Genomic DNA, 18,248 nt, shown 5'->3' with positions numbered 1-18,248 from the left:
CAACCCCGTTGTCCTCGTTACCGGCGCCGCCACGCCGCCCGCTCCAGCCCGCCCTCGCCCGGCATCACGAGAAGCCTATTTTCCTCTGGACAGGCCGTTCGATTTTTCCTACAAAGCCGCCCTCAGCGTGGTGCGTCGGCCCGGTCGGCCAGCATCGCAGGATGCCCAGGTAGCTCAGTTGGTAGAGCAGGGGACTGAAAATCCCCGTGTCGGCGGTTCAATTCCGTCCCTGGGCACCATTCTCTCCAAGCATTTGATGCGCTTGACAGAATGGTGATTTATCTTTCGAGGGGCTTTATGCTCCCCGGCTTCCCCGGTCGCCTGCATCCCCATACCGCTCTCTGACCCGCACCGGACTTGCCGCAAGTCATTTGGGCGATGGGCCGAATCGATGCCTTTCCGCCAAAGCTGTCGCCGGATTTCCCGCACTCCGTAGATCTGGGCGTTCTCGTCCCAGACCCGTCGACGTTCGGGTCCGCCCTTTCCGACCGGGCGCCTGATGCCGCGTGCGGATCGAGGGTGTGTGGGGCAGTTCCGTCCGGATGCCCCTCGCGCCCCAATCCGCACGCCCGCACCGTTGGAGCGATCGGCAAACCCGGATCAAAGCGCCGCCAGCACCTCGTCCAGGGTGGTCAGGAACAGCGTGGCGTCCTCCGCCGAGAACACCAGCGGCGGACGGATCTTCAGGATGTGTCCCTCCTGCCCGGTCGCGCTGATGAGCACCCGGCGCTGGCGCATGCCGTTCACCACGCGGGCCGTCTCCTCCGGGGCCGGGGTCTTGAGGCTGCGGTCGCGCACCAGCTCCACGCCGATGAACAGGCCGCTGCCGCGCACGTCGCCGATCAGGTCGTGCTTGGCGGCGAGCGCGCGCAAGCCCTCAATCATCGCCGTGCCGACGGTCAGGGCGTTCTCCTGCAGCCGGTCCGCCTTGATCACGCGCAGCACGGCCAGCGCGACGGCGCAGGACACCGGGTTGCCGCCGAAGGTGTTGAAATAGCGCTGGCTCTTGCCGAACGCCTCGATGACCTCCGGCCGGAACACCGCGCCCGCCACCGGGTGGCCGTTGCCCATCGGCTTACCGACCGTCACGATGTCGGGCACCAGCCCGTGGCGCGCGAAGCCCCACATGTGCGTGCCGAGCCGCCCGAAGCCGGGCTGCACCTCGTCGGCGATAAAGAGGCCGCCGGCCTTGCGCATCGCCTCCACCGCAGGGGCGAGGAAACCGGCCGGGTCGGTGAAGACGCCGCTGCTGGAGAAGATCGTGTCGACGAGCAGCGCCGCGGGCGCGATCCCCTTCTCGCGCAGGTCGGCGATGGCCGCCTCCACGGAACGCGCGAAAGCGGCGCCGACCTCCGCCTCCGGGATGCGGTAGCCGTCCGGGGCCGGCACCACGCGGACGTGGTCGCCCAGCTTCACCGCGCCACCGAGCGAGGGCGACATCTCCGCCAGCGCCGCCGTCACGCCGTGATAGGCGTTGTGCGCGATGACGACGCCGGTTCCGCCGGTGTGGACGCGGGCGACGCGCAGGGCCAGATCGTTGGCCTCGCTGCCGGTGCAGGTCAGCATCAGGTGCGACAGCTCGGCCGGGAATTCCGCCAGGAAGGCCTCGGCGAAGTCGAGAATGCCATCGGTCAGGTAGCGTGTGTGCGTGTTCAGCACGGCCGCCTGCCTGGCCATCGCCTCCACCACCTCCGGCCGCGAATGCCCGACCGAGGCGACGTTGTTGTAGGCGTCCAGATAGCGGTTGCCGTCGGCGTCGTAGAGGGAGCTTCCCTCTCCCCGCACCACGTGGATCGGGTCGGCGTAGAACAGGCGGTAGGCCGGACCGAGCAGCTTCTCGCGGCGGGCGATCAGGGCGCGCTCGCGCTCCGGCAGGGATCCGGCGGAGTCGGGCGCGTAGGCGTTGATCATGGTCATGGCGGTTCACACTTTCTGGCAGGCGTGACGGAGCAGGCGGTGCGCGGTGGCGGACTCGGCGCCGGTCAGCGTTTCCAGGCCGGCGAAGGCGCGTTCGGCGTTGCGCAGGATGTAGGCGGCGTTCGCGGGGTATTCGGCCGCGCGCCAGCTGGTGATGCCGATGGTCAGGGCCAGCCGGCCCGCCACCAGATCGGGCAGCAGCTCCACCTCCTCCGGCGTCAGCGGGAGCACGGCGTTGTAGGCGCGGGTCATTTCCACCAACGATCCGAAGGGCGTCTCGCCGCTGGTGACGTGGTAGGCGAGCGCCGTCGCCAGATCGTTGACCAGCGGCGCCTTCAGCGCGTCGCCGAAATCGATGATCCCGGTGACCGTCTCGTGCCCGACCGGATCGACCACCGCGTTGTGGGGGTTGAGGTCGTTGTGGATGACCTGATGCCGCAGCGCGGGCAGCCGGGGGGCCACCCGGTCGGCGAAGCGGGCGACGAAGCGTTCCACCATGCGGCGGCGCGGGCCGTCCGCCAAGTAATGCAGCCGGTCGGCGACGCTGGCGGTGCGCGTGATGTCCCACAGCAGATCGCGTTGCGAGCCGGGATGGTCATAATCGGTCAACGCCAGATCCAGCCTGGCCAGGGTCATGCCCAACGCCCGCATCTGCCCCGGCGAGGCCGGGGCCGCGTGGAGCGGCGTGCCGTCGAGATAGGTCAGCAACCGCAGGACCATGGCGTGCCCCTTGACCCGGACCGTCGCCTGGGCCTCCCCCTCCAGGGTCGACACGACGCGCGGCACCGGCAGGGCGGCGTCGCGCACGGCCACATGCTGCATCGCCCCGGTCTGGAAGCTGGTGACGAGCGCCGGTTCCGCCGGGTTGGTGAACTTCAGCACATAGCCCGGCCCGCCAGGGATCGCGATGTGGAAGTTGCGGTCGCGCTCGCTGCTCAGTTCGCGCACGGTGCCGGCCACGCCGAAGCACCGCTGCATCATGGCGCCGGCCTCCTCTGTCGAGATCGGCGGCGCGGCGGTGGTCAGGACGTCGGGCGCTGTCATGGCCGGTGTCTCCTCGTCGCTCGAAGCGTTCAATGTTTGATGCATCATCATGATGGGCGGACCGGCCTTGGGAATCGATGAGATGATGGCAGAGAGTCAGGAGGCGAGCGCCTCGGGGGTCGCGGCGTCGACCCGCTCCAGGATCGGGCCGCTGGCCAGCAGGATGTCGGCCTGGATGGCGCGGGTGGCGGCCGGTCCGTCGTGGCGACGGATGGCGTCCATCAGCGGATAGTGGTGGTCGATCATGGTGCGCCCGGCACCGTCGTAGACGTCGGCGATCAGCGGCCCCATCTGGAGCCACAGCCGCCGCAGGATGTCGCCCAGCACCGGCATGTCCGCGATTTCGGACAACGCGAAGTGGAACATCTGGTTGAGTTCTGTGGCCAGCGCGGTGTCGCCGGCGGCCATCGCCTCCTCGTTGCGCTTCAGCAAGGCCTCCAACACCTCGATCTGGGCAGGCGTGGCTTTTTCGGCGGCGCGCGCGGCGGCCAGCCCTTCCAGATTGACGCGGATGTCGCGGATTTCCAGATAGGCGGCCCTGGTCAGCATCGGAACGCGAATGTCGCGCGGCGAACGCAGCACCAGCGCTTGGTCCTGCACTAAGCGCAAAATGGCGTCGCGCACCGGTGTGACGCTCGTTCCCAAACGTTCGGCCAGATCGCGGATCTTGAGACGATCATCCGGTTTGAACACGCCCTTCATCAGGGCCTCGCACAATTTTTGATAAATCGTGCTGCCGAGATTGTCGTGCTCGAGAAGGGTCAGATCGAACCCGCTCATCGCCTGCTCTTCGCTGTATGATGCATCATCATGGTGAAGAATGAGCGGAAGGTCAAGATCAAGACGCGCTCCCAGGGCAGCCTTGCCCGCAAGTCCACGGGATTCTGTGAAAACAATTATTCCTAAATGTTTGATCTTATAAATTAAATTTATCTAATGTATTAATTAACGTTAAAATCACTTTCTGACAATGCTTTGTCTATGTAGGAAACTGGAGTATCGACGCAGATTTCATATAAAATTAATAGGGATTGACATCCTTATCCCTCATACCAGAGTATGAATTACAAACCAGTTCACACCTCCTCCCACGCCAATTTGTCCGTACAAATCAGGAGTTCCTGGCATGTTGAAAGTGCTGCGTCTTGCCCGCCGACTGGCCGTGGGCGGCGTGATCGTTGCCGGCGCTCTGTCGGGTCCGGCGCTCGCCGCCGAAACGTTGAAGATCGGGGTCGTCGGCGGCCTGACCGGTCCGGGGGCCGCATGGGGACTGGCCATCGACGCGGGCGCCAAGATCGCAGCAGCCGAGATCAACGCCAAGGGTGGCCTGTCCATCGGCGGCAAGCCCCACACCGTCGAGGTCGTCTCCTACGACGACCAGTACAAGGCGGCCAGCGCCGTCACCGCCGTCAACCGCCTGATCGACCAGGACGAGGTGAAGTTCATCCTTGGCCCCATCGGCTCGGCGTCGCTGCTGGCGATCAAGCCGATCACCGAACGCAACAAGGTCATCCTGCTGTCCAACACCTACACGGCCAAGGCGCTGGAAAACACCGGCTACGTGTTCCGCGTCCTTCCGACGACGCAGGAGTACAACGCCAGCTTCATCGACTGGCTGAAGACGAACCGCCCGGCGATCCGCAGCGTCGCCCTGCTGTCGCCCAACGACGAGACCGGCTGGAACAGCCAGAAGGTCCAGACCGAGGCCTACGGCAAGGCCGGCTTCACCATCGCCGCCGCCGAACTGTTCGAACGCCAGCAGACCGATTTCCGCGCCGTGCTGACCAGGATTCTGGCATCCAAACCCGACGCCATCGAGTTGGACACCACGCCGCCGCCGACCGCCGGCCTCGTCGTCCGACAGGCGCGCGAGTTGGGCTTCAGCGGCCAGTTCACCAAGTTCGGCGGCGTCAACGTGGCGGAGATCGTCAAGGGCGCCGGGGCGGAGAACGCCGAGGGGATGCTCGGCTACTTCGCCGCCGATCCCGACAGCAAGGAATGGGCGTGGCTGCAAACCGAATACGCCAAGCACCACCCCAACGAGATGAGCGACTTCACCTTCTTCTTCTACGACGCGGCCAAGCTGCTGCTCGCCGCCATCGGCCGGGCCGGCACGGCGACCGACACCGACGCGGTGCGGGCGCAGATCGAACAGGGTGCGCCTTTCGACACGCTGCTGGGCAAGGCGTTCTGGGGCGGCAAGGCCGCCTACGGCATCGACCACCAGCTCGTCACTCCATCCTTCCTGGGCGAGATTCAGAAGGGCAAGGGCAAGGTCATCGCCCGCCTCGCGGCGCAATGACGCCCGCCGCCTGATGAGGAGTTCGCGATGCTGACCCAGGTTCTTCTGATCGCCGCCATGTCAAGCGCGCTCTACATGCTGCTGGCGCTCGGCTTCACGCTCATCTTCGGCATCCTGCGCATCGTGAACTTCGCGCATGGCGAGTTTGTCATGATCGGCGCCTACGCGGTGTTCGCGCTGACCAGCGGGCTCGGCCTCGGCTACGCGGCGGCGCTGCCGCTGGCGGCGCTGCTGGCCGGCGGCCTCGGACTCCTGGCCGAGCGTGCGCTGTTCCGCCGCTACGCCGGGGACGAACTGGGCGGCATGATCATGTCGCTCGCCCTGGCGATCACCCTCCAGGGCGCCGCCGCCGTCCTCTTCACCATCGACCAGCAGTCGGTCGAGCGGCCGGTGACCGGCGTGCTGCGCATCGGCGACGCCGTGCTGCCCAAGGACCAGCTCTTCGTCGCCGGCTTCGCCCTAGCGGCGGTGGCGGCCTTCCACCTGCTGGTCCAGCGCACGCGCTTCGGCCTCGCGTTGCGCGCCGTGGCCCAGGATCCGGAGACCCTGCGGTTGCAGGGCGTCTCGCCGCGCCGCCTCTACCCGGCGGCCTTCGGCATCGGCTGCCTGCTGGCGGGGCTGGCCGGGGCGCTCACCGCGCCGCTCTACACCATTCACCCCTACATGGGGGAGACCGCCATCCTGAAGGCCTTCATCGTCGTCGTGCTGGGCGGGCTGGGCAGCGTGCCGGGCGCCATCGCCGCCTCGGTCCTGCTCGGCGTGACCGAGGCGGCGGTGTCCACTTGGTTGGGCGTGACGGCGGCCACCCTGACCTCCTTCGTCGCGGTCATGGCGATCCTGCTGGTCAAGCCCACCGGGCTGGGAGGCCGGGCATGAGCGCGCGAATCCGTTCCTTTGCCGCCGCCGCCGCCGGGCCGGCCCTGCTGGCGGCGCTGGTCCTGCTGCCGCCGCTGCTCGGACGGCCCTTCCATTACCATCTCGGCATCCTGGTCGGGATCAACGCGCTGCTGGCGCTCAGCATGCAGGTGATGCTGCGGATCAACCAGCTCTCGCTGGCGCAGGCCGGCTTCATGGGGCTGGGCGCCTACGCCTCGGCCCTGCTGACCCGCGACATCGGCCTGCCCTTCGCCGCCGCCCTGCCGCTGGCCGGGCTGCTGCCGGCGCTGCTGGCCGGCGCGCTGGGGCCGGTCCTGCTGCGCGTGCGCGGCGTCCATTTCGTGCTGCTGACCTTCGCCTTGGGCGAGGTGATCGTCCTGGTCTTCGTCGAATGGGTGTCGTTGTTCGGCGGCAACAACGGGCTGCTCGACATCCCGCCGGCCAGTCTGTTCGGGACCGCGCTGCGCGCCAAGCCGGCCTTCTACGCGCTGACCGCCGCCACGCTGCTGGCGGCGCTGGCGCTGTGCCGATGGATGACGCGGGGCGAGCGCGGCATGATCGTCGCCGGGTTGGCCGGGAACGAGCCGCTGCTCCAGTCGCTCGGCGTCGACGCCCTGCCCCACCGCTGCGCCCTGTTCGCCTTCAGCGCCTTCCTGGCCGGGCTGGCCGGCAGCCTCTACGCCCATTACTTCGGCTACATCTCGCCGGAGGCCTTCGGCTTCTGGACCGCCGTCAACGCCCTGATCATGGGCGTGCTGGGCGGCGTCACCCTGCTGCTCGGCCCGCTAACCGGTGCCGTCCTGCTGGTCCCCCTGCCCGAGCTGTTCCGCGACGCCATCGCCTACCAGCGCCTCTTCTACGGGCTGGCGCTCATGGCGCTGCTGCTGTTCCTGCCACGCGGGCTGCTGGGCGTCCTGCGCGCGTCGAAAGGATCCACGCCATGACCGTTCCCCGCCTTGACGTGGATGGCGTCAGCCGCAGCTTCGGCGGCATCCGCGCCGTCCGCGCCGTCTCCTTCGCTCTGGAGCCCGGCCGCATCACCGGGCTGATCGGCCCCAACGGCGCCGGCAAGACGACGCTGTTCAACCTCATCGCCGGCACCCTGAAGCCGGACGAGGGACGCATCCGCTTCGAGGGACGGGCGCTGGCCGGGCTCGGTCCCGGCGCCGTCGCCCGGCTCGGCCTCGCCCGCAGCTTCCAGGCGACCTCGGTGTTTCCGGGCTTGAGCGTGCGCGAGCACCTTCACCGCGCCGCCCTGCTGCGCCACGCCGGCCGTCCGGCCGATCTGCTGCGCTGGCGGGTGCTCGCCGCCGCCCGCCGGGCCGCCGGGGAGCGGGCCGCGGAACTGCTCGACTTCGCCGGCCTCGCCGGGGTGGCGGAGACGGAGGCCGCCGCCCTGCCCTACGGCCTTCAGAAGATCCTCGGCGTCGTCATGGCGCTGGCCGGCGGCGCCCACATGCTGCTCGCCGACGAGCCGGCCGCCGGCCTGAACCCGACCGAGACGCTCCGCATGGGCGCGCTGCTGCGCGCCATCCACCGCAAGCGCGGCGTCGACATCCTGCTGATCGAGCACGACCTGCGCATGGTGATGGCGCTGTGCGACCGCATCGTCGCGCTGGGCGACGGGGCGGTGATCGCCGACGGCCCGCCGGCCCTGGTGCGGCGCGACCCGGCCTTCGTCGCCGCCTATCTGGGGGGCGACGCCGATGCGGCTTGAGATCGAGGGCCTGTCCGTCCGCTACGGCGCCGTGCAGGCGCTGGAGGACGTATCTCTGGTGGTCCCCTCCGGAACAACGACCGCGATCATCGGCGCCAACGGCGCCGGGAAATCGACCTTTCTGAAGGCGGTGGCCGGATTGGTTCCTCCGCAGGGCGGACGCATCCTGGTCGAGGGCCGCGACCTCGCCGCGCTGACGGTCGAAGCGCGCCACGCGCTGGGCGTCGTGCTCTGCCCGGAGGGACGGCGGCTGTTCCCCGACCTGACGGTGCATGAGAACCTGCTGGCCGGCGCGCTGCGCCGCAAGGGCCGCGCCGCCGTGGCCGCCGACATCGCCGCCGTCTACGACCGTTTCCCGCGCCTCGACGAGCGGCGGGGCAGCCTCGCCCGCAACCTGTCGGGCGGCGAGCAGCAGATGGCCGCCATCGGCCGCGCCCTGGTCGGCCGCCCGCGCCTGCTTCTGCTCGACGAGCCATCGCTGGGGCTGGCGCCCGGCATGGTTCGGGTCATGGCCGACGCCATCCGCGCCATCGCCGCCGCCGGAGTCACCCTGCTGCTGGTCGAGCAGAACGCCCGCCTCGCCCTGACGCTGGCCGCCACCGGCCATGTGCTGGAGGCCGGACGGCGGGTGCTGTCGGGCGACGCCGCCGCCCTCATCGATGACCCGCGCGTCCGCGACGCCTATCTGGGCGGCGCCGAGACCGCCTCTCCCGCAAGCCCGGAGCCCGCAAGATCATGGTGAACATCTACCAGACCGCCGCCTTCCACGCGCAACGCCGGCCCGATGCGGCGGCGCTGGACGACGGGGAGCGCCGCCTGGGCTTCGGCGGCCTGACCGATCTGGCCCGCCGCCAGGCCGACCGGCTGGAGGCGCTCGGGGCCGGGCGCGGCGAGCGGGTCGCCGTCGTCGCCAACGGCTCCATCGACTACGTCGCGCTCTACCACGCGACCGCACTCACCGGCTTCATCCTGGTCCCGCTCAACACGCGGCTGACCCCGACGGAACTGGCCTGGGCGCTCGGCCACGCCGACCCGCGCGTCGTCCTCCACGACGACGCCAACGCCGCCCTGGTGGAGGCCGCCCGCGCGCTCGACACCGGCGGGCGCGAGTGGCTGACCGTGGCTGCGCTGTCGAAGGAGGCCGGACCGCAGGACGAGGAAACCGACGACGCGCTACGGCGGCGGTTCGGCGCGGTGGAGGCCGACACCCCGGCGCTGATCGTCTACACCTCCGGCACCACCTCCCTGCCCAAAGGGGCGGTGCTGACCCACGGCAACCTCGTGTGGAACGCCGTCAACTATCAGGTCGAGCTGGGCATCGGCGAGGAGACCAGCGCCCTGCTGGCGACCCCGCTCTTCCACATCGGCGGCTTCGGCGTGCTGAACGGCCCGGTGCTCTACGGCGGCGGATCCTTGCGCGTCGTCCCCCGCTTCGAGACCGAGGCCGTGCTGCGCGCGATCGGCGAGGCGCAACCGACCCACCTGTTCCTGCTCTCGGCCATGTGGGTGACGCTGACCGACCGGCCCGGCTTCGCGGAGCTGCGTTTCCCCAGCGTGCGCTACGTGCAGACGGCGGCCTCGCCGCTCAGCGAGCAGCGCCAGGCGGCGATCCGCCGGGTCTTCCCCAACGCGGAGTTCGGCTGGGGCTTCGGAATGACCGAAAGCTGCGTCACCACCATCAAGAACCGCTTTACCGCCGAGATCCTGGCCCATCCCGGCTCGGTCGGCCATGTCTGGCGCCACGTCGCCTACCGGCTGGCGGACGAGGAGGGCCGCATCCTGCCCGACCTGACCGGGCCCGGCGAGTTGCAGGTCAAGGCCCCCACCGTCTTCGCCGGCTACTGGAACGACCCGGAGGCCACCGCCGCCGCGCTGAGCGCCGACGGCTGGCTGCGCACCGGCGACCTGTTCCGCTTCGATCCCGACGGCTTCGCCCATTTCATCGGCCGCAGCAAGGACATGGTGAAGACCGGCGGGGAGAACGTCGCGGCGCTGGAGGTCGAGAACTGCCTCGTCCAGCACCCGGCGGTCTCCGAGGCGGCGGTCTTCGGCGTCCCCCACGAGCGCTGGGGCGAGGAGCTGCGGGCCGCCGTGGTCGCCGCCCCCGGCAAAACTCCCGACCCGGAGGAGCTGCGCGCCTTCTGCCGCGCCCGCCTCGCCGGATTCAAGGTGCCCAAGGCCATCGCCGTGGTCGCCGGCCTGCCGCGCTCCTCGTCCGGCAAGGTCCAGAAGTTCAAACTGACGGAGGCCCGGCCATGACCGCCGCCAAAACCGCAAAAACCCCGAAACCCGTCGTCGGCGCCGCGCAGCTCGGCGATCTTGCGCAGGAACTGACCGACCTGCTGCGTCTGCGCACCCTGCCGATCGGCATGAAGCTGTTCGAGGACGCCGACGCCATGCGGGCGGTGCCCGGCCTGCGCACGCCCACGCCGGAGCGGCGCTTCAGCACCTGCCAGCTCGTCACCCAGGCGCGGATCGGCGGGCTGACGCTCGGCATCGTCGGCGACAGCCTGCTGCCCAACGCCAATTGCGGCGCGGTCGTCGGCATCAACCCGCTGGGGGCGGAGTACAGCTCGGGCGACAAGATGGCCGGGGTGTGGTTCCGCGACCACGCGGCGGCGCGCGCGCATCAGGCGGCGATGCCGCGGGTGGAGCCCGGCCGCTACCGGGGCCTCGCGGTGTCGCCGCTGCGCATGCGCCGGCTCGACCCGCCGGACATCGTGCTTTTCTACGCCACGCCCGGCCAGATGATCCTGTTCATCAACGGCCTGCAATGGAAGCGCTACAGGCGCTTCACCTTCGGCGTCACCGGCGAGAGCGCCTGCGCCGATTCCTGGGGGCAGGCGCTGGCCAGCCGCAAGCCCAGCCTGTCGATCCCCTGCTACGCCGAGCGCCGCTACGGCGGCGTCGCCGACGACGAGCTGCTGATGGCCCTGCCTCCCCGCGACTTCGCCAGCGCCATCGAGGGGCTGAAGGCCTTGGGCAAGTCCGGCCTGCGCTACCCCATCCTGCCCTACGGCACCGGCGTCGATCCGGCCGAGGGCCTGTCCGCCAGCTACGGCCCAACCGGGAAACAGCCATGACCGCACCCGCCGACACCGCCGCTCCCGCCCCCTTCACGGGCGATTTCCTGCCGCGCCTTGCCGGCGCCGTGGCGCAGGATGCCTATTTCCGCGACCGCTGCACCGCCGCGCACCTGACATTCGGGCTGCGCGACACCGGGAGCGGCGCGAGCGGATGGCTGCGCGTCGACGGCCCCGCCGTCTCCGCCGCCGCCGGCCCGTCCGACAGCCGCTTCACCATCGAGGGCGACGGAGCGGCGTGGCGCGACCTGCTGGCCGGCCTGCCGGTCAACCGGCTGCTGCGCCAGCACCGCATGACGGTGAGCGGCGACATCCGAAGCTGCGTGCAGAACTGGCTGCTCGTCTTCGCCGTGACCTCCGCCGCCCAGCGGCTCGCCGCGCAAGACCGCTCCGAGGAGGTTTGAGCCATGGCGTACGTCGATGTGAACGGGATCCGCAGCTATTACGAACGCGCCGGACGGATCGGCAGCACGCCGCTGGTGGCGATCCATGGCGCCTCGCAGGACACGCTGTCCTGGCGCTACGCCATCGACGCGCTGGCCGAGCGCTACGACGTGGTCGCCGTCGACCTGCCGGGCCACGGTAAGTCGGGGCTGGCGATTGGCGCGGGAGCGAGCGGCGGCGCCCTGGCCTCCACCCCCGATAACGCCCGCCATGTCCTGGCGCTGTGCGCGGCGCTGGGGCTGGAGCGGCCCATCCTGATGGGCCATTCCATGGGCGGCGGCGTCGCCGTGTCGGCGGCGGCGCAGGCGCCGGACCGGGTCGCCGGGCTGGTGCTGGTCGACGGCGCGCCCTACAATGTGGCGGCGACCTCCGGCTACAACCCGATCCTGCTCGACATGGCCCGCATCAACCCGACCGACTGGTTCGAGGTCTCCTTCCGCACCCTGCTCGGCAGCGCGACGCCGGCCGGGCGCGGCGACGAGATCGTCGCCGAGGCGCGCCGCTGCATCCCCGAGGTCGCCTTCACCGACATCCGTGCCTTCAGCTCCTACCGGTTGGAGGACGACATCGGCCGCGTCGTCTGTCCGGTGGTGCTGATCGAGGGGGAGGAGGACTGGTCGGTGCCGCCCGAGGCCGCCCGCCGCGCCGCCGCCGCGCTGAGCGTGCCCCACGCCTTCGTGCTGTTCGAGGGGGTCGGCCATTTCCCGCAGAGCGAGCGGCCCGAGCTGTTCAACCCGGCGGTGCTCGACTCGCTGCGCCGCCTGGGGCTGTGACGCGCGTGGCCGGCGCGGACGAGACCGCCCTCCCCGGTGACCCGTCCACCGGTGACGAGCCCGGCAAGGAAGGCCGCCGGACGGAAACGCTGTACTACCGGGTGGCCCGCACGCTGATCGCCGAGATCGACGACGGCACCCACCCGACGGGCAGCGTCCTGCCCGGCGAGATGGAACTGACGCGGCGCTTTGGCGTCAGCCGTCACACGGTGCGCGAGGCGTTGCGCCGGCTGGAGGATTTGGGGCTGATCCGCCGCCGGACCCGCACCGGGACCGAGGTGCTGGGGCCGCGCCGCCCCTCGCCCTACCAACTCTCCCTGACCACCACGCGGGAACTGCTGGCCTATCTGGGCGAGACGACCCTGCATGTCCACGAAACCGGGCCGGCGGATCCCGCCGCACTGGCTGCCTATCTGCCGGAGGCGGAGGCCGCCGGCTGGTGGCGGATCGCCACCTTCCGCACCGCGCCGGACGGCACGCCGGTGTCCTGGACCGACATCTACATCCCCGGACGCTACCGCGGCATCATCGACCGCATCGGCGCCACGGAGACCTCCTTCTACCGCCTGCTGGAACAGGAGTTCGGCGAGACCGTGGAGAACATTGTGCAGGAGCTCTCGGCCACCGCGCTCGGCGGGGAGATCGCCGAGATCCTGGAGCGACGGGCCGGATCGCCGGCCCTGCGGATCGCCCGCTGCTTCCACAACCCGCTCGGCACCCTCATCGAGATCGCCGTCAGCGTCTACCCCGAGGACCGCTTCCGCTACGTCCTGTCCCTGCACCGGAACCAGGCGGGACACAGCGCCTGAGCGGGCGGCTTTACCCACGCCACGGATGTCATTTTCCTGGCGGGATCAGGCTTCGGCCGGTTGCCTCAGGTCTCGTGACCACCGTGGCTTGGGGCACGAGGATGTCCTGAATTGCCCGTCACGGATTACGCAACGGCGAGCATGCCACGCAAGCCGGCAACCCTTCGACTATGAATCGCCGGGCGCAGAAGTTTGCGCAACTCATCTTGAGCCCGGCAGAAACGCGCGGCTCTGCTCAAGAGTTTGGAACCGGGAGCCGGGCACATGCGTCCAATCACTCCGCGTTGATCTTGCTTCAATCCCCCGCCGCCCCGTGCGGCAGCGCACTGCCCAAGCCGCTCCCCTCCTCCGCCTCCTCGCCGGCCGGCCTCGGCACGCGGAACCACGCGGCGTAGAGCGCCGGCAGGAAGAAGATCGTCAGCACGGTGGCGCCCGCCAGACCGCCCATGATGGCGACGGCCATCGGGCCCCAGAAGACGCTCTGGGTCAGCGGGATCATCGCCAGGATCGCCGCCGCCGCCGTGAGCGCGATGGGCCGGGCGCGGCGCACCGTCGCCTCGACGATGCTGTCCCAGCGCGAGCGGCCCGAGCGGATGTCCTGCTCGATCTGGTCGACCAGGATGACCGAGTTGCGCATGATGATCCCGGCCAGCGCGATCACCCCCAGCATCGCCACGAAGCCGAAGGGCAGGTTGAACAGCAGCAGCGACGCCGTCACCCCGATCAGCCCCAGCGGCGCCGTCAGCAGCACCAGGAACACCCGCGAGAAGCTCTGCAATTGCAGCATCAGCGTGGCGACCATGATCAGCAGCATCAGCGGCATCATCGCGTTGATCGAATCCTGGCCCTTGGCGCTCTCCTCGATGGCGCCGCCCATGGTGATGGCGTAGCCGCCGGGCAGCGTGGCGCGCAGAGCGTCCAGCTCGGCGTTCAGCTGGGTGCTGACCACCGGGGCCTGAAGCCCGCCGGTGACGTCGCCCTTGACCGTCATCGTCGTCTCGCGTGCACGGCGCCACAGCACCGGCTCCTCCAGCTCGTAGCGCACGGCGGCGACTTGGCTCAGCGGCACGGCGGTGCCCTGGCCGGTGCGGACGCTGAGTTCCCCCAGCCGCGACAGGTCCAGCCGCTCGTCCGGGGTGGTGCGCAGCATGACGCCGATCAGCTCGGTGCCCTCGCGGTACTGGGTGACCGACATGCCGTTCAGCAGAAGTTGCAGCGCGTTGGACAGATCCTGCTTCGACACGCCGAGCGCGCGGGCCTTGGCGGTGTCGACCTCCAGCCGGACGCGCTTGGACATCTCGTCCCAGTCGAGGTGGACGTTGGCGGTGTTGGAATGCGCGCGCATGGTGTCGCGCACCTGATAGGCGATCTTGCGGATCGTCGCCGGGTCGTCGCCGGTGACGCGGAACTGCACCGGGTAGCCGACCGGCGGGCCGTTCTCCAGCCGGCCGATGCGGACGCGGGCGGCGGGGTAATCGGCCTCCAGGGTCGGTTCCACGCGCTCGATGAAATGTTCGCGCTCCTTCAGCCCCTTGGTCATCACCATGAACTGGGCGAAGTTGGCGGTCTGCAACTGCTGATCCAGCGGCAGGTAGAAGCGCGGCGAGCCGCCGCCGGTGTAGGCCACCCAGTAATCCACGTCGGGATCCGTGGCGAGCGCCGCCTCCATCTTCCGCACCTCCGCCGCCGTCGCCTCGAAGGAGGAGCCTTCGGCCAGACGCAGGTCGATCAGAAGCTCCGGCCGGCTGGCCGAGGGGAAGAACTGCTGCTGGACATGGCCGAAGCCGACCAGCGCCACCACGAAGGCTGCGACGGTGACGCCGATGGTCAGCCAGCGCGCCCGCACGCAGGCCGTGATCAGCGAGCGCAGGATGCGGTAGCCGCGCGTGCCGTAGATCTCCAGCTCGTGCCCGTCGGCCACGACGTGCTTGGGCTTGGGCAGCAGCAGCCAGCCCAGATAGGGGGTGAAGATCACCGCCACGATCCAGGACAGCATCAGCGACAGCCCGACCACCCAGAAGATCGAGTTGGTGTACTCGCCCGCCGCCGAGGCCGCGAAGCCGACCGGCACGAAGCCCGCCGCCGTGACGACGGTGCCGCTCAACATCGGGAAGGCGGTGGATTCATAGGCGAAGGCGCCGGCCTTCAGCCGGTCCCAGCCCTGCTCCATCTTCACCACCATCATCTCCACCGCGATGATGGCGTCGTCCACCAGCAGGCCGAGCGCGATGATCAGCGCGCCCAGCGAGATGCGCTGCAGGTCGATGTGCAGGATCTGCATCGCCACCAGCGTCATCGCCAGCACCAGCGGCACCGCCAGCGCCACGACGATGCCGGTGCGCCAGCCCAGGCTGACGAGGCTGACCAGGATGACGATGGCCAGCGCCTCGCCCAGCGAGTCCATGAACTCGCCGACCGAGTGCTCGACCACGGTCGGCTGGTCGGCGATCTGCGCCACCTCCAGCCCGGCCGGCAGCCCGGTGCGGATGCCCTCCATGGCGGCGTCGAGCCGCTCGCCCAGTTGCAGGACGTTGCCGCCCTTGGCCATCACCACGCCCAGCCCGATGGCGTCCTGGCCCTTGTAGCGCAGGGTGTAGCGGCTGGGCTCGACGTAGCCGCGCCTGACCTCGGCCACGTCGCCGATGGTCAGCATCCGCCCGTTGACCGCGACCGGGATGGCGCGCACCGACTCCGCCGTGTCCAGCCCCAGGTCGACGCGGACGTAGACGCGCTGCGACCCGGTGTCCACGTCGCCCGCCGCCGCGATGGCGTTCTCGCGCTGGAGCGCCTGGATCACCGATTCCACCGGCAGGCCGAAACTGGCGAGCCGCTGGCTGGAGATCTCGACGTAGACGCGCTCCTCCTGCTGGGCGATCAGGTCGACCTTCTCGACGCCGGGCAGGGTCAGCAGCCGGGTGCGGGTCTGGTCGGCGACCTTCTTGAGCTGGGCCGGGGTGAAGTCGGCGCCGGTGAAGGCGTAGATGGCGGAATAGACGTCGCCGAACTCGTCGTTGAAGAACGGCCCCTGCACGCCGTTCGGCAGGGACTGGCGCATGTCGCCGATCTTCTTGCGGACTTGGTACCACAAATCGGGCACCATCTTCGGCGGGGTGTAGTCCTTGAGCTGGACGAAGATCACCGACTCGCCGGGTTTGGAATAGCTGCGCGCGACGTCGTAGTAGGGCACCTGCTCCAGCGTCTTCTCGATGCGGTCGGTGACGAACTGCTCGACCTCGCGCGCGGTGGCGCCCGGCCATTGGGTCTGAACGATCATCACCTTGAAGGTGAAGGACGGATCCTCGGCCCGGCCCAGATTTTTATAAGCGAGCGCGCCGGCCAGCACGCTGGCCAGCATCATGAACAGCACGAGCGTGCGGTGCGACAGCGCCCAGGCCGACAGATTGCCCCGGTGGTGGTTCATCGCGTCGGCTCCGTCCAGACGCGGACCTTCTGGCCGGCGTCGAGCTTGTGCACCCCGGCGGTGACGACCCGCTCGCCGGCCTTCAAGCCCTCGGCGACGACGGCGACGTCCCCGGCGTAGGCGGCGACGGCCACCGGCCGCAGCTCCAGCGTGTCGGCCGAGGCCGGCAGCACCCAGACGGCGGGCTTCTGGTCGCGCTGGGTCAGGGCGCTGATCGGCAAGCGGGCGACCATGCCGCCATGGTCGAGCCGGGCGGTCACCGTCGCGGTCATGCCGAGTTGGACGCCCGGCGGCGGGTTGTCGAGGGCTATCTTGGCCTGATAGGTGCGGGTGTCGGGGTCGGCGCTGGGCGAGAGTTCGCGCAAGGTGCCGGCGATGGGATTGCCGGGCTGCGACCACAGCTCCACCGACAGGGCGCGCTTGGGCAGGCCGCCGAGCTGCTGTTCGGGGATGTTGGCCACCGCCTCCACCGCGCCCAGCCGGGCGACGCGCAGCGCGGTCTGACCCTGCGCCACCACCTGCCCCGGCTCGACCAGCGTCGCGGTCACCACCCCGGCCTCGTCGGCGACCAGCGTGGCGTAGCGCGAGGAGTTGGTGAGCACGCGAAGCTGCGCCTCGACCTCGCGGACATGGGCCTCGGCCTTGTCCAGCGTCGTCTTGCGGCGGTCGTATTCCTGGCGGGTCGTCCATTCGCCCTGGCGCAGGGTGGAATAGCGGGCGAAATCGCCGCGCGCGTTGGCCGCGTCGGAGCGGGCCGAAGCGAGCTGCGCCTCGGCCGCCTTGATCTGGAGCTGGAGATCGGTCGGGTCGATCTTCGCCAGCGCCATACCGGGTTCGACGCGGCTTCCCACCTCGACCAGCCGGGCGATCACCTTGCCGCCGACGCGAAAGCCGACGTCGGCCTCGACGCGCGGGCGGATCACGGCGGGGTAGCGGACGGTTTCGGTCGCCGGCTCCAGCGTCACGGTGGCGACGCGAACCGGCTTGACCTCGACCGCCGGCGGGGCGGCCGACTGGGTCTCCTTGCAGCCGCTCAAGGCGCCGGCCAAGGCCAGCATTCCGGCCGCCGCCACGACCCCGCGCTTGACGCGTCGCCCCTGCCACCCGGTCATACCACGTCTCCCCGCTGGACTGCACTGTATCGTACTGTTAGCCTCCTACTCCGCAAGCCGGCCAACGTCAAGAGTGAACGGTACAGTTCAGTGCAGTCAGAGACCGAATCCCAGCCACTAGCCCCGGACTCCCGGATCGAGTCCAAGCCAGACGCCAAGGCCGAGCAGATCCTGGCCGCCGCCCGCGAAATCTTCCTGGAAATCGGCTACGCCGCCGCCTCGATGGATCTGGTGGCGCAGCGGGCGCGCGTGTCGAAGACGACGCTCTACACCCGCTTCCCCTCCAAGGAGGAGCTGTACACCGCGACCATCGGCGCCGAATGCGACCGGCGCGGCATGCGGTTCCAGCCGGACGAGTTCGACGACCTGCCGTTGCGCGATGTGCTGATCCAGGTCGGCGGGCGCTTCGCCGAGCTGATCTGGTCGGACGCGGCGATCCGGGTCTACCGGTCGGTGCTGGGCGAATCCCTGCGAATGCCCGAGGTGGCGCGGCTTTATTTCCAGGCCGGGCCGGAAAAGGGGATCGCGACCTTCACCGCCCTGTTCGAGCGGTTGAACCAACGTGGTTTGATCCGCACCCCCGACCCGGCCTTCGCCGCCATGCAGTTTCTCAGCGCGATGCAGGGCGGCCCGCATTGCGCACTGGTCGTCGGCCTTTGCCCGGAGCCGAGCGCGGAGGAGCGCGCGGCCTTCGTCGCCAAGGCGGTGGATCTTTTCATCCAGGGCGTGGCGCCGGCCTGAGCCGGCGCG

At 69.8% G+C, this 18,248-nt stretch carries 16 protein-coding genes and 1 tRNA gene; 12 read left to right on the top strand and 5 right to left on the bottom strand.

The features are described from left to right. The first annotated feature begins 163 nt into the window (after positions 1–163). Positions 164–239 (top strand) — tRNA-Phe (locus tag EJ913_RS21695). A 361-nt stretch (positions 240–600) separates the two neighbouring features. Here EJ913_RS21695 and EJ913_RS21690 read toward each other — a convergent pair. From EJ913_RS21690 to EJ913_RS21680, 3 genes are all read right to left on the bottom strand, one after another. Continuing rightward, positions 601–1,917, bottom strand: coding sequence for an aspartate aminotransferase family protein (locus EJ913_RS21690; RefSeq protein WP_127001781.1), 1,317 nt, complete (start codon positions 1,915–1,917; stop codon positions 601–603). Positions 1,918–1,923: 6 nt separating this feature from the next. Continuing rightward, entirely contained in the window at positions 1,924–2,961 is a 1,038-nt protein-coding gene (locus EJ913_RS21685; protein ID WP_127001779.1) for a phosphotransferase, read from the bottom strand. A gap of 96 nt (positions 2,962–3,057) precedes the next feature. Beyond that, the gene (locus tag EJ913_RS21680; protein WP_127001777.1) at positions 3,058–3,741 is read right to left on the bottom strand and encodes a GntR family transcriptional regulator; all 684 of its coding nucleotides are present in this window, start codon (positions 3,739–3,741) and stop codon (positions 3,058–3,060) included. 346 nt (positions 3,742–4,087) lie between these two features. On the opposite strand from EJ913_RS21680, the gene EJ913_RS21675 reads away from it, so the two are divergent. From EJ913_RS21675 to EJ913_RS21630, 10 genes are read left to right on the top strand one after another with little or no spacing between them, the layout of a single operon-like run. Continuing rightward, positions 4,088–5,263: an ABC transporter substrate-binding protein gene (locus EJ913_RS21675; protein ID WP_127001775.1), complete on the top strand. Its 1,176-nt coding sequence runs from the start codon at positions 4,088–4,090 to the stop codon at positions 5,261–5,263. Positions 5,264–5,290: 27 nt separating this feature from the next. Next, a complete protein-coding gene (locus tag EJ913_RS21670) occupies positions 5,291–6,139 on the top strand; it encodes a branched-chain amino acid ABC transporter permease (RefSeq protein WP_127001773.1) in 849 nt (282 codons plus the stop codon). Then, complete coding sequence (locus EJ913_RS21665; protein WP_127001771.1) at positions 6,136–7,083, top strand: branched-chain amino acid ABC transporter permease; 948 nt, start codon at positions 6,136–6,138, stop codon at positions 7,081–7,083. Before EJ913_RS21670 ends, EJ913_RS21665 begins: the two co-directional genes overlap by 4 nt. Then, complete coding sequence (locus tag EJ913_RS21660; protein WP_127001769.1) at positions 7,080–7,856, top strand: ABC transporter ATP-binding protein; 777 nt, start codon at positions 7,080–7,082, stop codon at positions 7,854–7,856. The genes EJ913_RS21665 and EJ913_RS21660 overlap by 4 nt, the downstream gene beginning before the upstream one ends. After that, on the top strand, positions 7,846–8,598 hold the full coding sequence (locus tag EJ913_RS21655; RefSeq protein ID WP_127001767.1) for an ABC transporter ATP-binding protein: 753 nt from the start codon (positions 7,846–7,848) through the stop codon (positions 8,596–8,598). Before EJ913_RS21660 ends, EJ913_RS21655 begins: the two co-directional genes overlap by 11 nt. Next, entirely contained in the window at positions 8,592–10,115 is a 1,524-nt protein-coding gene (locus tag EJ913_RS21650; protein WP_127001765.1) for a class I adenylate-forming enzyme family protein, read from the top strand. Before EJ913_RS21655 ends, EJ913_RS21650 begins: the two co-directional genes overlap by 7 nt. Next, on the top strand, positions 10,112–10,939 hold the full coding sequence (locus EJ913_RS21645) for a DUF169 domain-containing protein (RefSeq protein WP_127001763.1): 828 nt from the start codon (positions 10,112–10,114) through the stop codon (positions 10,937–10,939). The genes EJ913_RS21650 and EJ913_RS21645 overlap by 4 nt, the downstream gene beginning before the upstream one ends. Next, positions 10,936–11,343 carry a hypothetical protein gene (locus tag EJ913_RS21640; RefSeq protein ID WP_127001761.1) on the top strand — a complete coding sequence of 136 codons (408 nt, stop codon included), beginning with the start codon at positions 10,936–10,938 and terminating at the stop codon, positions 11,341–11,343. Before EJ913_RS21645 ends, EJ913_RS21640 begins: the two co-directional genes overlap by 4 nt. A 3-nt stretch (positions 11,344–11,346) precedes the next feature. Further along, entirely contained in the window at positions 11,347–12,156 is an 810-nt protein-coding gene (locus tag EJ913_RS21635; protein ID WP_127001759.1) for an alpha/beta fold hydrolase, read from the top strand. 5 nt (positions 12,157–12,161) lie between these two features. Next, positions 12,162–12,965 (top strand): GntR family transcriptional regulator, encoded by an 804-nt coding sequence (locus EJ913_RS21630; RefSeq protein ID WP_185909880.1) that lies wholly within the window; start codon positions 12,162–12,164, stop codon positions 12,963–12,965. A 295-nt stretch (positions 12,966–13,260) separates the two neighbouring features. Here the strand turns inward: EJ913_RS21630 and EJ913_RS21625 are convergent, their stop codons facing one another. Both EJ913_RS21625 and EJ913_RS21620 read right to left on the bottom strand, forming a co-directional pair. Next, entirely contained in the window at positions 13,261–16,386 is a 3,126-nt protein-coding gene (locus EJ913_RS21625; RefSeq protein WP_127001755.1) for an efflux RND transporter permease subunit, read from the bottom strand. Further along, positions 16,383–17,498, bottom strand: coding sequence for an efflux RND transporter periplasmic adaptor subunit (locus EJ913_RS21620; protein WP_127001753.1), 1,116 nt, complete (start codon positions 17,496–17,498; stop codon positions 16,383–16,385). Before EJ913_RS21620 ends, EJ913_RS21625 begins: the two co-directional genes overlap by 4 nt. 90 nt (positions 17,499–17,588) lie before the next feature. Between EJ913_RS21620 and EJ913_RS21615 the strand changes: the two genes are divergently transcribed. Beyond that, entirely contained in the window at positions 17,589–18,239 is a 651-nt protein-coding gene (locus tag EJ913_RS21615) for a TetR/AcrR family transcriptional regulator (RefSeq protein WP_238518954.1), read from the top strand. Positions 18,240–18,248: the final 9 nt, after the last annotated feature.

The sequence above is a fragment of the Azospirillum doebereinerae genome (genome assembly GCF_003989665.1).
Lineage (GTDB): Bacteria > Pseudomonadota > Alphaproteobacteria > Azospirillales > Azospirillaceae > Azospirillum > Azospirillum doebereinerae.
This window is presented reverse-complemented; position numbering and strand designations above follow the sequence as displayed.

What these genes read in the sequence shown, in the direction of transcription:
- EJ913_RS21690 (WP_127001781.1), bottom strand. Translation starts at nt 1,917, where the DNA reads ATGACCATGATCAACGCCTACGCGCCCGACTCCGCCGGATCCCTGCCG.
- EJ913_RS21685 (WP_127001779.1), bottom strand. Translation starts at nt 2,961, where the DNA reads ATGACAGCGCCCGACGTCCTGACCACCGCCGCGCCGCCGATCTCGACA.
- EJ913_RS21680 (WP_127001777.1), bottom strand. Translation starts at nt 3,741, where the DNA reads ATGAGCGGGTTCGATCTGACCCTTCTCGAGCACGACAATCTCGGCAGC.
- EJ913_RS21675 (WP_127001775.1), top strand. Translation starts at nt 4,088, where the DNA reads ATGTTGAAAGTGCTGCGTCTTGCCCGCCGACTGGCCGTGGGCGGCGTG.
- EJ913_RS21670 (WP_127001773.1), top strand. Translation starts at nt 5,291, where the DNA reads ATGCTGACCCAGGTTCTTCTGATCGCCGCCATGTCAAGCGCGCTCTAC.
- EJ913_RS21665 (WP_127001771.1), top strand. Translation starts at nt 6,136, where the DNA reads ATGAGCGCGCGAATCCGTTCCTTTGCCGCCGCCGCCGCCGGGCCGGCC.
- EJ913_RS21660 (WP_127001769.1), top strand. Translation starts at nt 7,080, where the DNA reads ATGACCGTTCCCCGCCTTGACGTGGATGGCGTCAGCCGCAGCTTCGGC.
- EJ913_RS21655 (WP_127001767.1), top strand. Translation starts at nt 7,846, where the DNA reads ATGCGGCTTGAGATCGAGGGCCTGTCCGTCCGCTACGGCGCCGTGCAG.
- EJ913_RS21650 (WP_127001765.1), top strand. Translation starts at nt 8,592, where the DNA reads ATGGTGAACATCTACCAGACCGCCGCCTTCCACGCGCAACGCCGGCCC.
- EJ913_RS21645 (WP_127001763.1), top strand. Translation starts at nt 10,112, where the DNA reads ATGACCGCCGCCAAAACCGCAAAAACCCCGAAACCCGTCGTCGGCGCC.
- EJ913_RS21640 (WP_127001761.1), top strand. Translation starts at nt 10,936, where the DNA reads ATGACCGCACCCGCCGACACCGCCGCTCCCGCCCCCTTCACGGGCGAT.
- EJ913_RS21635 (WP_127001759.1), top strand. Translation starts at nt 11,347, where the DNA reads ATGGCGTACGTCGATGTGAACGGGATCCGCAGCTATTACGAACGCGCC.
- EJ913_RS21625 (WP_127001755.1), bottom strand. Translation starts at nt 16,386, where the DNA reads ATGAACCACCACCGGGGCAATCTGTCGGCCTGGGCGCTGTCGCACCGC.
- EJ913_RS21620 (WP_127001753.1), bottom strand. Translation starts at nt 17,498, where the DNA reads ATGACCGGGTGGCAGGGGCGACGCGTCAAGCGCGGGGTCGTGGCGGCG.